Annotated in this window: 11 protein-coding genes; 9 read left to right on the forward strand and 2 right to left on the reverse strand. The window is 69.7% G+C overall.

What is annotated here, in order from left to right:
- The first annotated feature begins 29 nt into the window (after positions 1-29).
- From WMF17_RS32975 to WMF17_RS33010, 8 genes are all read left to right on the forward strand, one after another.
- Positions 30-1,100, forward strand: a complete 1,071-nt coding sequence (locus tag WMF17_RS32975) for a hypothetical protein (RefSeq protein ID WP_437644973.1) — start codon at positions 30-32, stop codon at positions 1,098-1,100.
- 204 nt (positions 1,101-1,304) lie between these two features.
- Entirely contained in the window at positions 1,305-2,045 is a 741-nt protein-coding gene (locus WMF17_RS32980; RefSeq protein WP_437597198.1) for an NADPH-dependent FMN reductase, read from the forward strand.
- Between the two features lie 680 nt (positions 2,046-2,725).
- A complete protein-coding gene (locus WMF17_RS32985) occupies positions 2,726-3,931 on the forward strand; it encodes an alpha/beta hydrolase-fold protein (RefSeq protein ID WP_437644975.1) in 1,206 nt (401 codons plus the stop codon).
- Between the two features lie 673 nt (positions 3,932-4,604).
- A complete protein-coding gene (gene hrpA / locus WMF17_RS32990; RefSeq protein ID WP_437597200.1) occupies positions 4,605-8,375 on the forward strand; it encodes an ATP-dependent RNA helicase HrpA in 3,771 nt (1,256 codons plus the stop codon).
- 128 nt (positions 8,376-8,503) lie between these two features.
- Positions 8,504-9,532: a hypothetical protein gene (locus WMF17_RS32995; RefSeq protein WP_437597201.1), complete on the forward strand. Its 1,029-nt coding sequence runs from the start codon at positions 8,504-8,506 to the stop codon at positions 9,530-9,532.
- Entirely contained in the window at positions 9,526-11,001 is a 1,476-nt protein-coding gene (locus WMF17_RS33000; RefSeq protein ID WP_437644977.1) for a serine/threonine protein kinase, read from the forward strand. Before WMF17_RS32995 ends, WMF17_RS33000 begins: the two co-directional genes overlap by 7 nt.
- A gap of 161 nt (positions 11,002-11,162) precedes the next feature.
- The gene (locus tag WMF17_RS33005; protein WP_437644979.1) at positions 11,163-12,239 is read left to right on the forward strand and encodes a hypothetical protein; all 1,077 of its coding nucleotides are present in this window, start codon (positions 11,163-11,165) and stop codon (positions 12,237-12,239) included.
- Positions 12,240-12,526: 287 nt separating this feature from the next.
- Positions 12,527-12,997: a hypothetical protein gene (locus WMF17_RS33010; RefSeq protein WP_437644981.1), complete on the forward strand. Its 471-nt coding sequence runs from the start codon at positions 12,527-12,529 to the stop codon at positions 12,995-12,997.
- 473 nt (positions 12,998-13,470) lie between these two features.
- Here the strand turns inward: WMF17_RS33010 and WMF17_RS33015 are convergent, their stop codons facing one another.
- Positions 13,471-16,173: a hypothetical protein gene (locus WMF17_RS33015; RefSeq protein ID WP_437644983.1), complete on the reverse strand. Its 2,703-nt coding sequence runs from the start codon at positions 16,171-16,173 to the stop codon at positions 13,471-13,473.
- Between the two features lie 277 nt (positions 16,174-16,450).
- On the opposite strand from WMF17_RS33015, the gene WMF17_RS33020 reads away from it, so the two are divergent.
- The gene (locus tag WMF17_RS33020; protein WP_437597207.1) at positions 16,451-17,392 is read left to right on the forward strand and encodes a PEGA domain-containing protein; all 942 of its coding nucleotides are present in this window, start codon (positions 16,451-16,453) and stop codon (positions 17,390-17,392) included.
- 10 nt (positions 17,393-17,402) lie between these two features.
- Here WMF17_RS33020 and WMF17_RS33025 read toward each other — a convergent pair whose 3' ends face one another.
- Positions 17,403-18,926 (reverse strand): serine/threonine-protein kinase, encoded by a 1,524-nt coding sequence (locus WMF17_RS33025; protein ID WP_437644985.1) that lies wholly within the window; start codon positions 18,924-18,926, stop codon positions 17,403-17,405.
- Between the last annotated feature and the right edge of the window lie 462 nt (positions 18,927-19,388).

Here is a 19,388-nt window from a genome sequence, read left to right on the forward strand (position 1 = left end):
CCCCATCGTAAACGAAGAATCCGACCGAGATGGTCCGAAATCGTCGGGCCGGCGCGGCCGCGGCCTCCTGCGCGATCGCCGGATGTCGCGCTGGCCAGGCTGGTTGCACGATCCGGCCGCACTGTCGACGTTCGTCCGCCGAGCAGAAACAACTTCCGCGAGCAGCGTTCCAGACCAAGCCGCAGCTGGCGATGCCGTCTACGAGCGCCGTCGCCCCGAGAGGACGACGCTACGACTGGCCGGCGACGAGCGGCACCTCTCCGCTGGGGATCAGGGGCATCGCCTTTGATCCATCCGGCAACCTCGGCATGACAGGGTACACGGCGTCGGACGTCGACATGGGCGGCGGCGTGCTCCGGTCCGGGGGAACGGACGACGCCCTCTTGGCAAAGTACGATGCCGCCGGCAACCACACCATCAGCAAGCTCTTCGGCGATGATTCGATCCCGCAGGCCGGCAATCACATCGCCTTCGACGCGGACTGCAACATGTTCCTCGTACGCAGGCACGTGACCTCGTCCTGGTTCGACATGTTCCTGGACAAAGTCGACAGCGCCGGCAACCCCCTCTGGAGCGAGCGCCTCAACGCCGGGCATGAAGCAGATTGGCACATCAGTTCCATCGCGGTGGATCCGACGACGGGCAGCGTGGTGTTCACGGGAAGATACTACGGGGACTTCGATCTCGGGGGAGGTCTGCTACCGCGGAGTGAGAGTGACTACGACCCGACGAGCGGCTACGTGGCGAAGTTCGATGCGATGGGACATTTCGTCTGGAGCAAGTTCTCCCCCCGCCGCAGCGGCAGGTACATGCCAGGCGCCATCATGGCCGTCGACCCTTCAGGGCAAATTGTGATCGCGGCCGACGACTCGGACATCGTCGATGACGGGTCAGGCAAATTCGCGCGGTTCCTCCTCGCGCGGTTGGACGCCTCGGGAAACCCTCTCTGGAATCAGGAATGGACCGCTCCTGTCCATGATAGATCGGCCTCGAGCTTCAATGAGTGCCTTGCTGGCATCGCGGTAGACGGAGACGGAAGCGTGATTCTCGCCGGGAACGCGCCGGGCCTGCGCACACGTCGTTGCGCTCCGCCCACGTGAGCCCGGCGATCTGGATGTTGTTCGGGTCCGAGTCGTCGATGGCCGACGCGGGGACGAGCGCCACGGCGAAGTCGAGCGCCCGCGGGGGCGTACCCCTGACGACGGATTGACCATTGTCCAATAGATTGGCGCCGCCTCCAGCAGACGGACATCCCGGGTTTACCCTCGTCGCATCGGGAGATCGTCCTCCCAGGGAGCACGACCATGAAGGTAGCCATCTTGACCGGCAGCGTGAGGAGCGGGAGACAGTCGCACAAGATCGCCCATCACCTGGAGCGGAAGCTCCGGGAGCGGGGCGCCGAGGCCGACCTGATCGATCTGGCGGAGACGCCGTTGCCCATCCTGGAGGACCGGTCGGGTCGCTCCCCGCAGCTCCAGGCGACGGTTCAGGCGCTGAGCGCGCAATTCCGCAGGGCGGACGCGCTCGTGTTCGTGACGCCGGAGTACCACGGGAGCTTCTCGGGCGTGTTGAAGAACGCCCTCGACTATTTCTGGGAGGAGTTCAACAAGAAGCCGATCGGCGTGGTCGCGGTCTCCGCGGGGAAGCTCGGGGGCATCAACGCCTCGACGCAGCTCCAGCACGTGATCCTGAGCCTGGGAGCATTCCCGCTGCCGCTGAAGCTGCTCGTCCCGGAGGTCCAGAACGTCTTCGACGAGTCGCTCCAGCTCAGGAGCGAGCAGGTCGGGAAGGCGGCGGACAGATTCCTCGACGAGTACCTGTGGTTCGCTCAGGCGATCGTCCAGGCGAAGCAGGCCGGCGAGAGGATCCGTGTTCCGGTGCCGCCCTTTGCTCTGCGGGGTCCCTTGGGTCGGTTCCCCCACTTCTTCGCTCATACTGCGGCACTCCGACTGCCCGACGCCCCCGCTCCGCTCTGCTCCAGGCTTCGCCAGGCGCACCGAAGTCTACGTTTAGGGCAAGGGTGGCGAAAAACGGACAGACATTAAGAGCGCCGAACAAAACCGGACCGAGCCAGGCAGCCGAGGGTGGGTGCAGCGCTAGGCGCGACGAGGAGCCCTACTGAAGTAGGGCGACGAGGAGCAACGACGCGATGCGCCCGCTCTCGGCTGCCTGGCGACGGGAGGTTTTGAGAGGCGCTCTAATCTCACGAAGCAGGCCCTCGTCGCCTGGGAGGGCACGAAGCCTGTCCTCTCCGAAACGTTTCGAGCTCCTCGTCCCTTGACCGCTTTCCCAGAGGGAGGCAACGCGGCGTATGGGGCGCGAGCCGCCCCTGGCACGCGTGCCCGCACGGATAAGTTGTTGGTACAGCGTCACTTTTCCAGGAGGGAAGCGAATCGCGAAGGTTTCCTATATCAACCGGCACGTGCGGCGTGGCTGTACGATGAGAACGTTCACAAAGAGGAGCTTGACATTCGGATCGCGTTTGGATTCTCTAGCTCCTCGGATCGCGTTTGGATTTCCTCGCCCTGTTGGTCCTCGGAACGCCTGAGGCGTAGTTTTGCATGCCAGCTGCAGCGCGGCGCGCGACCCGTGCGTCGGCACGTGCCGCTTGCTTGGGACACCACGGTGACAATGCAAAATGCGCCAACGCACTTGTAGCGCGGGCCATGGAACTAGCGCGGGCCATGGAACTCGAGTTTGACTTTTACGCACGTTGGAGGGCCTCATGCTCTTAAAGAACTGGCCTGCTGTCCTTTCGTTCTCGGTCATCTCTGTCCTCCCCGCCGCGGTGTATGCCAGCGACCCCGCTGGTCTTCCCCTTCCGCCCAGGGGTTTCGATGCCAGGGACGCCAGCATTCCCCATGGGAAGGTGGACGTCTCCGTCAGCTATCCGACCCGAAACTACGGAATGCGGAAGGTGACGGTTTATACGCCGCCAGGGTACTCGACGAGCCAGAAATATCCTGTCGTTTACCTGCATCATGGAATCGGCGGCAATGAGGTCTCCTGGATCGGCCAGGGGAGCAACGAAGGCAATGCCGACAATATCATGGACTATCTGTACTCGAAGCAGATGGCCAAACCCATGATCGTTGTGATGCCCAGCGGCAAGATGGACGGAGCGGACGATTTCGCGCGCTTCGCAAACTTCGGGGACGTCCTGCTCCACGACCTGATCCCCTGGGTCGAGGAGACTTATTCCGCCGCCACCGACGCCGATTCGCGGGCCATCTCCGGCCTGTCAATGGGCGGGGGGCAGACCTTCAACTTCGGGTTCCCCAATACCGATGTCTTCCATTACATCGGACCGTATTCGGCTGCGCCCAATACCCAGCAGCCAAGTCAGACCATCAAGAATGTGGCTGCGGTCAAGGACAACGTGAAGCTCATCTTCATCTCTTGCGGCAGTACAGACGGCCTGATCGGCAATAGCGAAAATTATCACAACTTCCTGGATCAGAACAACATCGACCATATTTACCAGATCGAGCCGAACGAAGGCCATACCAAGACCGTCTGGAACCGCAGCTTTTACAACTTCGCCCAACGCATTTTCCTCGACGGGGGTGCGACGGGCGCCGGTGGGGCCGATGGGGCCGGTGGGGCCGGTGGAGCCGGTGGGGCCGGTGGAGCCGGTGGGGCCGGTGAGGCCACGGGCAACGGCGGGAGTGCAGGGGACGGAAGCGGAGACGGCGGGGGCGTGACCGGAGGTGGTGCCGTCACGACAGGCGGTTCTGCAGCGACTGGCGGGCAGGTTTCGAGCAGTGCGAGCGGCGGCACCGACCAAGATACGCCCCCGACGGAAGACTCTGGCTGCAGCTGCTCGGTCCCCGGGTCCGAACCCGGAACGCCGCCTTGGCGCTTCGGGATCCTCCTTGCGGCAATCGGAGCCGTCCTCTTCAGAGCGCGAGCAAGACGGAATCGAGGCTGAGCGGCCGAGCGTCGCTCGAGCTCGCACAGCGTAGAAGACGGCGGATGCGCCATGGAGGGCCCGTGGAGGGCACAGCGTGCGAAGGCGGCGCCTTGGATGCCTGGATAAATTGGTTGAAATGGGCGAGAGGCTCGGCTGCGGAAGCGGATAACGCTTCAACAGGTCGTTCATTCGCGCCCAATCTACCCGTGCGCGTTGCGAGCGGCGGTCAAGCCATCTCCGCCACGCGCAGGTGACCTCGTAGCGGAAGCGTTCGAGGGCATCAGAGTTTCCGGTGATCCCGAAGTACCCATAGTGCCCTGAGGGGTTCGCCGAAGCGGTTGCCCTCGGTGCGGGTGAGCGGCACGGCGCGGCGCCTCGGAGCGGGGCACCGCGCCGTGCCGCTCCCCCAACCGAGGGCCGCCCTACTGGGGGTTCGGGGCGCAGGGCGCCGCAGGCGACCCGGAGCCCCGAGCGTTGAAGAGCACCGTCCTGCGCCGCAAGGCGCTCGGAGACGCCGCGTAGCCGCAAGAACATCCCGGGCCAGACCAACGCCCGGAGGGCGATGTGTGCCCGCGGCACGCCGATGCGCCCCTTTGTCGTCCGCAGGGGTCCCTCGACAGGGCGTGCGGTGCGGCGGGCGCACGCCTTCGAACGGCGCGCCGCGGCGGGAGGTGCTACCCCCTCGCGCACCGTGAGCACCCGCGTTCCGCAAGAGCCCTCCCCCACGCCGGCCGCCCCCGGCGGCCGGACCTCTCCCCCGCCCCCGACCGCGAGCCCGGTGCGGTTTCCCGAGGAGCTGCCCATCTCGGCGCGGGTGCGCGACATCGCCCGGGCCATCGAGGCGCACCAGGTGGTGATCGTCGCGGGCGAGACAGGCTCGGGCAAGACCACGCAGCTCCCGAAGATCTGCCTGGCCATGGGCCGCGGGCTCACCGCCCGGATCGGCGTCACGCAGCCGCGCCGCATCGCCGCCACGAGCGTCGCCACCCGGGTCGCCAAGGAGCTCGGCGTCGAGCTGGGCAAGGAGGTCGGCTACAAGATCCGCTTCTCGGACAGGACGAGCCCGACCACCTACGTCAAGTACATGACCGACGGCATCGTCCTCGCCGAGATGCAGGGCGACGCGCGGCTCTCGGACTACGACACGCTCATCATCGACGAGGCCCACGAGCGCAGCCTCAACATCGACTTCCTGCTCGGGTACCTCAAACGCCTCTTGCCGAGGCGGCCGGATCTCCGCGTCATCATCAGCTCCGCGACGCTCGAGACCGACCGGTTCGCGGCCTTCTTCGACGGCGCGCCCGTCATCGAGGTCTCCGGCCGCACGTACCCCGTGGAGGTCATCCACCGTCCCCCCGAGAGCGGCGAGGCGGAGATCGCCGATGCGGTCGCCAACACCGTCGAGGAGATCACCGCGATCGATCCGCGCGGGGATATCCTCGTCTTCCTCCCCGGCGAGCGGGAGATCAACGACACGATGGCCGAGCTGGAGCGCCACGGCCTGCCGCACACGACCCTCTTGCCGCTCTACGGGCGGCTCCCTCAGGGCGACCAGCAGCGCGTGTTCCAGTCGCTGCCGGGGCGGCGGATCGTGCTCGCGACCAACGTGGCGGAGACCTCGCTGACCATCCCAGGCATCGTGTATGTCGTCGACTCGGGGCTCGCCCGCGTGAACCGGTACAGTCCCCGCACGGGCGTCACCCAGCTCCAGATCGAGCCCATCTCGCGCGCGAGCGCCGATCAGCGCAAGGGGCGCGCGGGCCGCGTGCAGAGCGGCGTGTGCTTCCGGCTCTACGCCGAGCAGGACTATCAGGCGAGGCCTTCTTACACCGATCCGGAGGTCCTGCGCGTCGGCCTCTCGGGCGTCATCCTCACGATGAAGTCGCTCGGGCTCGGCGCCATCGAGGATTTCCCGTTCCTCGACGCGCCGTCGAAGCGGGCGGTGGACGAGGGCTACCGGGTCCTCGAGGAGCTCGGCGCGCTCGACGACGCGGGCGCGCTCACCGACATCGGCCGGAAGCTCGCGCGGCTGCCGCTCGACCCGCGGCTCGGCCGGATGGTCCTCGGCGGCGAGGGCGAGGGGGCGCTCGCCGAGGTGCTGATCATCGCCGCCGCGCTCGGGGTGCAGGATCCGCGGGAGCGGCCGCTCTCCGCGCAGAGGCAGGCCGACGACGCGCACCGGAAGTTCAAGGACGAGACATCGGACTTCGTGGGGCTCCTGAAGCTGTGGAGCTTCTATCAGGACGCGCAGGGCCGGTTGACCCAGAACCAGCTGAGGAAGGCGTGCCGCGATCAATTCGTGTCGTACCTCCGCATGCGCGAGTGGGTCGACGTGCACCGGCAGCTCAGCCGCATCACGCGGGAGATGGGCTTCTCGCCGAACGGCACGCCCGCGAAGGGCGACGCCATCCACCGCGCGCTCCTGCCCGGCCTGCTCAGCCGGATCGGCATGTGGAACCAGGAGAACAGGGTGTATCTCGGCGCCCGACAGACCCGCTTCCAGCTGCACCCCTCGTCGGGCCTCGCCAGGAAGCCGCCCGCGTGGATCATGGCCGCCGAGCTGGTCGAGACATCGCAGCTCTTCGCCCGGATGGCGGCGGGCCTCGATCCCGCGTGGATCGAGGCCGCGGCCGGGGCGCTCTGCAAGCGCAGCTACGGCGATCCTCACTGGGCCGCGAAGCCGGCGGCCGTGATGGCCAAGGAGCAGGTGACGCTGTACGGCCTGCCGATCGCGCGCGACCGCAGGGTCGATTACGGGCCGATCGATCCGAGGTCGGCGCGCCAGATCTTCCTGCTCCACGCGCTGGTCCGGCAGGAATACACGACGCGCGGGGCGTTCATGGAGGCGAACCGCCGGCTCTTCGAGGAGGTCAGTCGGCTGCGCGACAAGGCGAGGCGGAGCGAGATGCTGGCCGACGAGCACGCGCTCGAGCTCTTCTTCGACCGGCGCGTGCCCGAGGGGGTCTACAGCGGCAAGACGTTCGAGGCGTGGCGGAAGGAGGCCGAGGAGAAGGACCCGCGGGTGCTGCACCTGTCGCTCGCCGACGTCCTGCTCGACGACGCCGCCGAGCTCTCGCCCGAGCGCTTCCCTGACGCGCTCGACCTCCATGGCGCGGCCGTGCCGCTCTCCTACCGCTTCGATCCCGGCGAGGACGACGACGGCGTCTCGCTGTCTCTGCCGCTCGTGCTCCTGCCGCAGGCGGATCCGGACGAGCTCGAGTGGACGATCCCCGGGTGGCACGTCGAGAAGATCACCCTGCTGCTCGAGTCGCTGCCGAAGTCGCTCCGCAAGGCGCTGGTCCCTCTCCGGGAGACCGCCCGGGAGATCGCGGCGGATCTGCGGCCGTTCCAGGGCCCGATGCGGCCCGCGCTCGCGCGCGCCGTCGAGGACCGCACCGGCGAGCGCGTGCCGGCGGACGCGTTCCGGCCCGAGGATCTCCCGCCCTACCTGCGCTTCTACTTCCGCGTGCTCGGCGAGGACGGCCGGGTGATCGGGGAGGGGCGCGGCCTGCGGGAGCTCAAGGAGCGCCTGTCCGGCCGGGCGCGCGAGGCCTGGGCGAAGGTCGGCAAGGCGGGTCTGGAGCGGGACGGGCTGACATCGTTCGCGATCGACGCGCTGCCCGAGGGCGTGCAGGTCGACGCCGGGGGACAGCGGGTGCTCGGCTATCCGGCGCTCGTCGACAACGAGACCTCCGTCTCGGTGCGCGTGCTCGCCTCGAGGGCGGCGGCGGCCGAGGCCACGCGCGCCGGGCTGCGGCGGCTCATCTTGCTGCAGCTCGGGAGCAAGATGAGCCAGCTCGAGCAGCCGCTGCGCAGCGCCGTGGCCGTGAGCGGGCTCGGCGCCAGGGTGGCTCCAGGCGAGCCGGGTCTCGCCCGGCAGATCGCGCTGCGCGCGCTCGACGAGGCGTTCCAGCTCGGCGATCCCGCGTCGTTCCCGAGGACCCGGGCCGCGTTCCAGGCGCGCCTCGACGAGGGCCGGCGGTCGCTGCAAGGCGTGCTGGGGAGGCTCTCGGGGCTGGCGCGCGACATCGGCGTCGAGCTCGATCGCGTGCAGTCGATGCTCCGGTCGATGACGGGGAAGCCGGGCTCGCCGAGGCCGTCGCTCGACGACGCGCGCACGCAGGTCGACTTCCTGCTGCCGGTCGGGCTCTTCTCGCGCGCCCCGCTCGACCGGCTCGCGCACCTGCCGCGCTACCTGCGCGCCATCCAGATCCGGCTGGAGCGGCTGCCCAACGGACCGCAGAAGGACCAGGCCAAGGCCGCGCAGGTGCTGCCGTTCTGGCAGGACTACCTCAAGCACCAGCAGGCGCTCCGCGAGAAGGGGGTGCCCGCGGAAGAGCTGGAGTCGTTCCGCTGGTTGATAGAGGAGCTCCGGGTGTCGCTCTTCGCGCCCGAGCTGAAGGCGGCAGTCCCGGTCTCGACGCAGCGGCTCTCGGAGCAATGGAAGCGACTGCTGGGGTAGCGGGGGCGGAGCCAGAGAGACTTGGGGAGCATTACGTTGAGATGGCTCGATTTTCCACTCACCTGATGTTTTCGATGATTCCCAGCGAGCTCCCCTCCGCGTGATCTGTTTTTGGTATGTAGCTCCTGGTGAACATCACGGTCCTGCGAGCGCTCGTCCGGTCGTTGCTCCTGCTGGCGCTGGTCCTCGTGCCTTCCGTCGGTCGCGCGGACAGCCCCTCGAGCGGGCCCCAGGGTCGACTCCAGCGCTCGGCGGACCGGGCGGTCGCGGAGGGTCGCCTGGCGGAGGCGCGGGACATGTGGTTGCAGATCTGGCAGCTCGATCCCTCGGAGATGGCGGCGTGCAACGTCGGGCAGCTCTCGTTCCGCGTCGGGGACATGCCAAGAGCGGCCGAGTTCCTCACGGCGTGTCTGGAGAGGGCGCCGGCGCCGGCGCCGGCGGACGCCGGCGCGCGTGAGCGTTACCAGAGCCGGGCGCTGGACCTCGCGCGGGCGACGCAGGCGGTCGGCGCGCTGACCTTCGCCGTGCCCCTGGGCGCGGAGCTGTCGGTCGACGACCGGCCTGTGGGGCGGGCGCCGCTCGGGCGCGCGGTGTTCGTCGCGCCGGGCTCGCACCGCGTTCGAGCGGCGCTCGGCGAGGCGGCGAAGGAGACCTCCGTGGAGGTGCGCGCGGGGGAAGTGCGCGAGGTCGTCCTCGATCTCGCTGTGGCGACGGACACCGGACAGGCGGAGGCGCGCCCGCCGGCGCGGGCCGAGCCGGGCGCGCCGGTCGCGCCGCGCGCGCCGGCGCCGCGCCCACCGGCGCCGGTCGGGCTGGGTGCGGGGCCTTCGCCGGGGCTCATCGTGCTGGGCGCCGTCGCGTCCGCCGGGTGCGTCACGCTCGGCGCGGTGCAGCTCGCGAGGTCGGGCGAGCACGAGCGCAGGTTCAACGACCTGCTCGAGCGCAACCACGGAGGCTACCGGATCGCCGGCCTGGAGCTCCAGCGCGCGCAGCGCGCCTACAGCGCGATGGAGCTCGCCGAGGAGCGCGCCGCGGTCGCGCTGACGGCCGGCGCGCTCCTGGCCGCAGGGACGCTGATCTACGCCTTCTACCCGAGGGGCCGCGGCCCCAGGCTGACCGCGGTGGGGACGCGGCTCCACCTGGAGGCGACGTGGTAGACGGGTCTGGCCTGGGGTACCGGATCGTCGAGCGGCTGCAGGGTCGCGGCCCTGTGGACGCCTATGCCGCCGTCGATCGCGACGGCAGGGACGCGCTGCTCCACGTGAGCGAGGCGGTTCCCGGCGGGTTCCGCGACGACCTCGCTCGGCTGCGCGCCGTGAGCCAGCGCATCGAGGAGCTCCCGCGGGTCCTCGACGGCGGCCTCCGGGACTCGTTCTGCTGGGTGGCGGTCGAGCGGTGCGACGGCCGGTCGCTGCGCGCCGTCCTCGAGGAGCGCCCCAGGGACATCACGCCGCCGTGGGCGCTCTCGCAGGTCGCCGAGTTCGCCGAGGTCCTGAAAGCCGCGCACGCGGCGGGGATCTTCCACGGGGACCTCTGCCCGGAGACCTTGATCCTGCTCGACGACGGCTCGTTCAAGCTCGCCGGCCTGGGCCTCGCGCAGCTCTTCGGCCTGAGCGCGGCGGACGCGGCGAGCGCCGCGATGTACCGCGCGCCCGAGCAGCTCGCGGAGCCCGCGGTCCTGGACGAGCGGACCGACGTGCACGCGCTGGGCCTCGTGCTCTACGAGCTCATCGGGCTGCGCCGGCCGTTCGCGGAGCGCGCGCCCGAGGAGCTCGTCCGCTGCGTCCTCAACACCACGCCGCTGCCGCTCGAGACCTTCGTCCCCTTGCCGCCGGTGGTCGCGGGCGTCGTGAGGCGCGCGACCGAGAGGCACCCGGACGCCCGGTACCGCGACATGGCGGAGCTCATCGCGGCGCTGCACGGCGCGCTCGAGGGCTGGTGTCGCTGGCAAGGCGAGGTGAAGCAGGACGTCGGCTCCGGGGTGCGCGGCGCGACCCCGGCGTCGCGCGGCCTGGGGTCGGCGCGGCCAGCGCGGCCGGCCGAGCGGCCGGCGCGGCCCTCGGGCGCGGCGAGCCCGCCGGCCGCGGACGAGACGCCGCGCGTGCCGCCGACCGCGCCGACGCCGGGGACCGCGACCGCGCCGACGCCCGGGCTCGCGACCGAGCTGCCGCGCGAGGCCCCCTCCCCGGCCTCGCCGGAGCCTGCGTCGGCGCCCCCGGTGCAAGCTCCGCCGGCCCGTTCACCGCGCGAGGGGCGGATTCGCGTCGCGCTCGCCCTGGGAGCAGGCGGGCTGGTCCTCGCGGCGGCGCTCCTCGGCGGGATCCATGCCGGCGCGCTGTCGGCAGCCCGTACCCCGGCCGTCGCGCGGCTCCCGCGCGTCATCGTGGTGAGCCCGAAGGCTGCGCCGGCTCCGCCCGATCCCCACGCGGTGGCCGCCGTCACGCGGGAGCGCCCCCTCCGCTCGAAGTCGGCACCTCCTCCCCGCCCGCGCGGCGAGGGGATAGTCCCCTCGCCTCCTCCGGTGCCGGATTCGCCGCCCCCCGGAGAGCCGCTGCCGCCGTGCGACGCGGACTGGTACACGTGCGGGGCCACCTGGCCCGACGCGCGTTCCAACACGTTCCGTTGACGCCCGCGAAGTTTCCACCTTTTAGCAGCGACTTCTGTCGATTTCTTACGCGCTTCTGCGACTGCGGTGCTGTATAGGAGGAGTCGTGTAGAGGGCAGTCCGCGACCCTCGCTGGTCTTTTTGCCGGCGAGCGAAGGCGGGCGCCCGGAGGCTCTGTTCGCATGCACACTCTATTTCGCCGCGTGGTGCTCGCCGGCGCCGCGTGGCTCGTGGGCTCTTGTTCCGGAGATTCTCCCTCTCTGGGAGGCTACTGCGAGGACAAGGCCGATTGCCACACGAAGTACCAGGACATCCCCGGAGCCACGTGTCTCAGCGATCGTTGCCAGTGTATCGATCCGGGCCAAGGGATCTGTTGCTCTCCCGACGCCGCGAAGGATCCGGACTGCGCCCTCTCGTGCAGGCCGTGCGCCGAGTGCGCGCCGGGCACGGCGGGGTGCGCTCCTGACGTGGGGCCCGACGGGGGTGTCGACGCTGGCTGCAAGAGCGACGCGGCGTGCCCGGGGCCGCCGAGCCGCGAGTGCGGCGCCGGGCGGTGCGTCGAGGGCGCGTGCACCGTGGAGATCAACCCGGGGCCGATCGCCTCTCAGCGGAGGGGCGACTGCCAGCGGATGGAGTGCACGGTCACGGGCGAGATCATCGCGCTCGAGGACCCGTCCGACGTCTACGACGACGGTGAGCAGTGTACGTATGATAGCTGCGGTGCCGGCGGGCCGGTCAACATGCCCCTGACCGAAGGCGTGGTGTGTCCTGGCGAGCAACAGAGGATGTGCCATGCGGGCACGTGCGTCGCTTGCTACAGCGGCGACGTGACCATGAACGACTGCCCCAACAACCTGGCCTGCGACGGCGTGCTGTGCGTGCCGTCCCATTGCGTGAACGATGCTGTCGATCCCGCGCTCGGGGAGACCGCGAGGGACTGCGGCGGTCCGTGCCGCCCCTGCACCGCCGGCGAGGCCTGCGGAACGGGTGCCGACTGCAAGAGCAAGGTCTGCCGCGCAGGTCGCTGCGCGGCGCCGACGTGCGATGACGGCGCGCAGAACGGGGATGAGACGGGGGTCGACTGTGGCGCGCTGCCCTGCCCGCTGTGCCCGGCGGCTCAAGGATGCAGGGCGGGCACGCAGTGCGAGAGCGGCGCCTGCTGGGCGGGCATGTGCCGGGAGCCGTCGTGCACCGACGGCGTGATGAACGCCGGCGAGGCCGGTGTGGATTGCGGCGGCGCCTGCGCGCCGTGCCGGTGAGCCGGCGGCCTGGCGAACCCCGAGTGATGGGAGCGGAGCGGGCTGAGCGCCGCGAGAGCGGCGGCATCCAGCAAGCAGCGGGCACAGCGGCTTCAGCTCGTCCAAGCTCGGCTGGCTCGCTCGGCGCCCACGCCTCGCGACGGGCGGCTCACGCCGTCGTTGCTTCGAGCCTCTGGGAGGAGGAGCTGCGTCGCCGCGGCTGGACGCCGGGCGGCTGATCTGACACGCCGCGGCCTTGCGGTGGCCCCCCCGCGGGGAGGACAATCGGGGGCGATGGTGACCGGTCGGTGAAGGTCGCGCTGCTGGAGCAGACGGATGTATACGTGGTGGCGACCTGGCGGCGGATCATGCTGCTGGTCTGGCACGGGCAGGCCAGCGTCGCCGGCATCGAGCGTTCCCGGGCGCTCTTCCAGCCCTGGGCGGAGCGCCTGCCGGGAGGGGCAGCATTCCTGATCGTGCTCCCCCCCCAGCACACCGGGCCGCCCGACGAGGAGAGCCGGGCGGCGATGCAGCGGGCGGCGAGCGCTCCCGGGAGCTCCTTGAAGGGCATGGCCACGCTCATCGAGGCCGAGGGGTTCATCGCCGCCTCGGTCCGCGCCATCATGATGCGGCTGCAGGCCCGCGGGACGCAGGGGCCCGTGCCGAACATCTTTCGGACGCCGGCCGAGGCCGCGGCCTGGGCGGCGGCGGTGCTGCAGGACCCGGAGGTCACGCCCGAGGAGCTGGCGGAGGCGATCCGCGTGGCGCGCGAGGGCTGAGCACGCACTGCCTGCATGGACCGGCATGGAGCTCTAGCGTGCTCGCTGCGCACCAGCCCTCCCACACTTCCATGACCAAGACGAGAAACGACACCTCGCTGCCGTGACCGCTCTCAGCGACGACGGAGTACTTGAAACCAGGGTGTTTCTTCAGGTGCCCGCGGAGGAGGCCGAGGAAGAACGGCTCCTGCGCAGCCTGGGCCGCCGCCATCGCGCCCATCAGCTCGGTGAGAGAAGGGGTGGGGTTCTGGGGCTTGTCGTTGTCCATGGTCCTGTCGCCAGCGTGGGATGGACAAGTCAACACGAACGGGTGAAGACGACTGTCGGTCGTTGCGGAAAACTCTTATCGAATTGGCGGAGAAAGCCCGGCAGACTGTAGCGTGAAGGCGGCCCCTTCGAGGCATGAATAAGCTGTTGAAGATGCGCTTCACTGCAGGCGCAGGCTCGATCGGCGCGCACGCGCCTCGAGGCGCTCAGCCGCCGGCGCGCCGCACGGCGACGCCGACGCCGGCGGTGCTCCAGCAGCCGCTCACCGCCCAGGAGATCGTCGTGTTCAAGTTGGCCACGAGGTAGCCGGCCAGCGCGACCATGGTCGTCGGATCGGTCAGGCGCCGGTTCATGGTGGAGGTCGCCGCGGTGGGGCTGATCGTGGCGCCGGTATTGGCGTTGCGCGCCGCCATCACCGTGTACACGAACGAGCCGCTCGCGCTGAAGTTGGTGCTGACCCCTCGGGGCACCGTGCCGCCGCAGTCCGTCGCGCTGGCGTGGATGCCGGTCGAGGTGGCGCTCGCGAACGGGTTCGACTGGTGCACGCCCTTCAACTCCACCACGTTGGCGAAGTACACGCCCCAGGTGTTCGAGTTCGCCATCTGCACCACCACGGGCTTGTTGCCGGTGGCGGCCGGAAGCTGGCTGTCCAGGAGGTAGTAGATGCGCGCCGCGGCGTTGTTCTCGCCCGACACCTGCTGCCCATTGAAGAGCGTCATCGGCGTGCCGTCGTACGTGACGCTCACCGGCACGAGCGAGTTCTCGGAGGCGACGACCCCGACAAGGATCATGCGATCGTGATCCCGCGGCGTCTGCAGGGCGTGGTTCACGTTGATGATGGGCGCCGACATCCCGATGGTGCCCAAGGTGCCGATCGCGCCCGAGTTGACGACGACGATGTCCGGCGTGACGACGCAGTTGCCGTTCGAGCAGATGGTCCTCGTCCCCGAGCACACGTGGCCGCAGTCGCCGCAGTTGCTGGCGGTGCCGAGCTGGGTCGTGCAGCCCTCGTGGGGGTTGCCGCAAGCCTTCCAGCCCGGGTCGCAGGTGGGCACGCAGGTGCCGGCCGTGCAGGCGGTGGCGCTCGCGTTCGCCTGGAGGCACCGGGTGTTGCAAGCGCCGCAGGCGTTGATGTCGCCGGAGGTGTCCTTCTCGCAGCCGTTCATTCCGTTGCCGTCGCAGTTGCGCCACAGGCCGCTGCACACCGGGCTGCAGCCCGACGAGCCGCATTGATTGCTGGCGACGTGGGCGCTGGCCCCGCTCTCGCACACGAGGTTGCAGCCGAGGCAGTTGCTCTCGTCGCTCCAGAGGTCGATGTTGCAGCCGTTCCTCGGTACCCCGCAGTCGTCGTACTGCGCGCTCGTGCACACCGGGTTGCAGGTGCCGTCGAGGCACTGATTGCTGGTGGTGTGGATTGTGTTGCACTGGGTGCCGCAGGCGCCGCAGTGCCCCTCGTCGGTACTGACGTTGACCTCGCAGCCGTCGGTCAGCGAGCTGTTGCAGTTGCCGTAGTCCGCCCTGCAGCCGACGAAGGTGCAGCTGCTGTTCTGGCAGGTCGCGGTGGCGTTCGCGTAGATCGTGTTGCAGTTGACGCCGCCGGCGGCCGCGCAGGCGCCGCAGTGGGTCTGGTTCGAATTGACGTTCGTCTCGCAGCCGTTGTCCGGATTGCCGTCGCAGTCGCCCCTGCCGCTGTTGCACGTCCGCACCTTGCAGGCGCCGCCCTCGCACTTGGGGGCGCCGTCGGCGATTGTGCACGTCTCGCCGCAGCCGCCGCAGTGGCTGAGGCTCGTGTCCGTGCTCGTCTCGCAGCCGTTGTCGTAGCTGGCGTCGCAGTCGGCGAAGCCCGGCGCGCAGCGGTCGATGGCGCAGCCGGTGGCCGTGCACTTGCCGGTGCCATTGGCGACCGTGCACAGGCCGCCGCACGTGATGCAGTTCTCCGGATCGGCGGCCAGATCCACCTCGCAGCTGTCCTCGGGGTCGCCGTTGCAGTCGCCCCTGCCGGCCGGGCAAATCGTCTCACCGCAAACGCCGTCGCGGCACCAGGGCCTGCCGCCCGCCTCGGGCACGCACTCGATGCCGCACCCGCCGCAGTGCAACACGTCACGGGTTGTCGCCCTCTCACAACCGTCGACGACCTGACCGTTGCAGTCGGTGAAGCCCTCGTCGCACTCGATCTTGCACTCCGACGCCTCGCAATACGCGTCGCCGTTCGCTGCCGGGCACAGCTCGTCGCACCCGCCGCAGTGGCTCGCGTTGGTCGACGTGTTCACCTCGCAGCCGTTCTCGGGGTCGCCGTCGCAGTCGGCGTAAGGCGCTTCGCACTCCTTGACCTTGCAGGAGCCGCCCTGGCACTCGGCGGTCGCGTGCGGCAGCGCGCACTTCAGGCCGCAGCCGCCGCAGTTGTCCGCGTCGGTGCGCACGTTCACCTCGCACTTCCCCTCGGCCTGGCGATCGCAGTTGGCGTAGCCGTCCGAGCAGGTGGGGCCGCACACCTCGCCGATGCAATCGCTGCTCAGGCAGTCCCTGCTCGAGCGGCAGATCTTGCCGTCCTCGCAGCCCTCGCAGTCGGCGCCGCAGTCCACGTCGCTCTCGGTGCCGTTGAGCACGCCGTCGGTGCAGGTCGCCCCGACGCACGCGCCGTCCTGGCACACGCCGCTCTCGCAGTCGCTGGCCTGGTTGCAGTCCTGGCCGGTCACGCACTTCTTGTCGCAGCTGCCGCCGCAATCGACGTCCGACTCCGAGCCGTCGCGGACGTCGTCGGTACAGTGCGCCGGCAAGTCGGGGTTGGGCCCCGGCGCGAACTCGAAGTCCGGCACGCTGCACGAAGCGGCGGAGATCCCCGCCGTCAGCGCGGCGGCCGAGAACGCGCGGAGCAGCGCGAAGCAACGCAGAAAGCTCGGGGTCGACATGCAACGACAAAAGTATCATTCGCTGGCGGATTTCGCGGCCACAAATCGAGCCAGCGTCAGCATCCGCGCGCGGAGCTCCGCCGGCACGTCGCACCTCCGACCACGACGCGGCGCGGCGAAGTCCACGCCGCCACGTTGACGCGCGCGGCGTGGCCTTCGCCGCCACGTTGACAGGAGCGGAGGCGGCAAGTCACTATGGCAAGCTCACTATGGCAAGCGTCGCATGAGGAATTTTCCACGAATGTTCCGCGTCGCAGCGGTGAGGAATTTTCCACGAATGTTCCGCGTCGCAGCGGTGCTGCTGCTGCTCGAGGCGCCCGCGCTCGCCCAGGACACCGACGAGCTCAAGCAAGCTCGCGCGCAGTTCCAGCAGGCGACCGAGCTCGAGCAAGCGGGTAACTGGGCCGCGGCCCTGCAGCAGTTCCGCGAAGTCGGGCAGGTGCGGATGACGCCGCAGGTTCGCTTCCACATCGCCGTGTGCGAGGAGAAGCTGGGGCGGCTCGTGGCCGCGCTCGGTGGCTACGAGCTGGCGCTCGCGGAGGCCGACGCCGTCGGGCCCGATTTTCGGGCCGAGGTCGAGCAGTCGATCGGCCGGCTGCGTGCCCGGATCCCGAGGCTCGTCATCGTACGCGGCAAAGGGGCGGCCTCGGCGGCCATGGAGCTCGACGGCATCGCCCTCGGCGGTGCGTCCATCGGCGTCGAGGTGCCGCTCGATCCCGGGCCTCACGCGCTCACCGCCAAGGCTCCCAATCACAAGCCGTTTCAAGAGACGGTGGAGCTGAAGGAGGAGGGGGTGACGCGCGTCGAGGTGACGCTCGAGGCGTTGCCGCAAGAGCTGCTGATCCAGGCGGGCGCCTTGCCGGAGAGGCCGCCGTCCAAGGTGGTGCCGTACGTCGTCGGGGGCGTCGGCGCCGCGAGCCTGATCGGCTCCGGGGTGCTGTTCGTGCTCCGCCAGGGAGCGCTCCAGGATCTGGAAGACGCCTGCGGCCCGCGCGGCAAGTCGTGCCCGCCCTCCATGGAGTCGCGCTACGACGACCTCAGGCTCTATCACTACGGCGCGCAGGTGGCGCTCGGCGTCGGCGTCGCCGCGGTCGGCACGGCGACCGCGATCTTGCTCCTTCAGAAGAAGAAGCCAAAAGAGCCCGAGAAGACCTCGCTCGAGCTCGTGCCCATCGCGGGCGGCTCCGAGATAGGTGCGAGTCTCTCAGGAACATTCTGAGGGAGTCGAGCTAGAACCCCGGATCGTGCTTCCACGACTTGGGCGGCGCGGGCGCTGGGGCCGGGCTCGGCGGCTGGATCGGCTCGGCGGGCTTGTTCTGACGGCGGGGCGCCGCGCTCGCGGGTGACGCGGGGAGCGGAGCCGGCGCTGCGCTGGCCGAGACGGAGGCAGAGGGCTCACCCGGGGGCGCGCCGAGCTCGGCCGCAGGGGGCGCCTCCGCCTTGGGGGGCGCGGGCGCTGGGGCGGCGGGCGCGGCGACGGAAGGAAGCGGGGCTGGCGCGTCGGCGCCCCGGAGCAGCAGTACGGCGAGCACGCCGGCGGCGCAGAGAACGAGGATCACGACGGCGAGCAGCGCGCGGCGCTTGGGGCGCGCGAACGGCGGGATCTCGCTGTCGGGCGCGCTCTCTCCGGCCTCGCCCTGGGTCGCGCCGCGGAGGTTGACGGTCCTGAAGGCGCTCACCGCCGAGTGGCTCGTGCCGGTCACGTCGGAGATGCCGAGGTTGTTGCTCAGCTGATTGCGGTCGGCGCGCTCCAGCGCTTCGGTGAGGGCCGCGCGCGTTTGCTGTTGCTGCTCCTCGAACAGGTCGCGGATGAAATCGGCGACGTCCGCGTCGGCGGCTCGCTGGCTGGGCGGCAGCGCCTTGTCGAGCGCTCGCAGCAGCTCGTTGGCCGTGGCGTAGCGCTGGTCGCGGTCCTTTTCGAGCGCGCGCAGCAGCACCGCCTCGAGCGACGCCGGGTAGTCGGCGTCGAACTCGTGCGGCGCCAGCACCGGGTCCGGCGACGAGATGGCGAACAGCGTCGCGCCCTCGGATTCCCTGCGGAACGGGTGCTTGCCGGTGGTGAGCGCGTAGAGCACGATGCCCATCGCGAACACGTCGACGCGCCGGTCGATCGCGTCGCCGCGCACCTGCTCCGGCGCCATGTAGCTCACCTTGCCCTTGAGCTGGCCGGCCTGCGTCGTGCTGTCGTTGAGCGCGGTGGCCTTGGCCACGCCGAAGTCCACCACCTTGGCCACGCCGTCGTACGTGACCAGGATGTTCTGCGGGGAGATGTCGCGGTGCACCAGGCCGACGAGCGTGCCGTTCTTGTCCTTGAGCTCGTGCGCGGCGTGCAGGCCGGCGCAGGCCTGCGCCACGATGCGCACGGCGATGGGGATCGGCATGCCGTTCCGCCTCTTCGCGGTCTTCATCACCTGGTTGAGCGGGACACCGTCGAGCCACTCCATCGCCAGGAACAGCACGCCGTCCTGCTCGCCGAGATCGAGGATCTCGACGGCGTGCGGGTGGCGGATCTGTGACGCGAGCGACGCCTCCGCGAGGAACATGCGCTCGAACTGGTCGTCCTCGGTCAGCGTCGGCAGCATCGTCTTGACGGCGACGATCTTCTGGAAGCCGCGCGTCCCCTTCAGCCGCGCCGCCCACACCATGGCCATGCCGCCTGCCGCGATCGGCAGCAGCAGCTCGTAACGACCCAACACGGACCCGGGCCCGAGCTCGGGCGGGGAGTTGGGGAGGAGGTTTGGCGCAGGATTCACGCTACTCGGAATGCTTGCTACGTTCCCTGACTGTACGAGTGTGCGGCGACACCAAGCGAGTGCCTAGCGATAAGAAACACGGCGGAGACAAATTGCGTCCATCGCACCAGTAGCCCCACTTCCTTACATTCACCGACAGCCGGCGGCGGCGCTTCGCGGGTGGGCAGCTGCCGCAAAAACTTCGCTAAGAAGTCCAAACGCTGTCCGAAAGTCAAGCCTCTCTGATCCGCCTACCATCGTACAGCCTCGTTGTACGCACGGGTTGAGGTAACGCGCATTCTGAGCTCCACCTGGTTCCACGAGAGGTGGAACGTCGATGAGCCGCGGCCTTCAGCCTCCGGCACCGGCGCCTCGCACCGCGGACTGTACCTGGCCGAGCTCCTGGATCGCGCGAGCGTGGGCAGGGCGTCGAGGAGATGGGCGTGGACCGTGTTGTTGTTATGAGACAGGTGCGCCTCGGTC

This window comes from Sorangium sp. So ce362 (assembly GCF_051519845.1).
GTDB lineage: Bacteria > Myxococcota_A > Polyangia > Polyangiales > Polyangiaceae > Sorangium.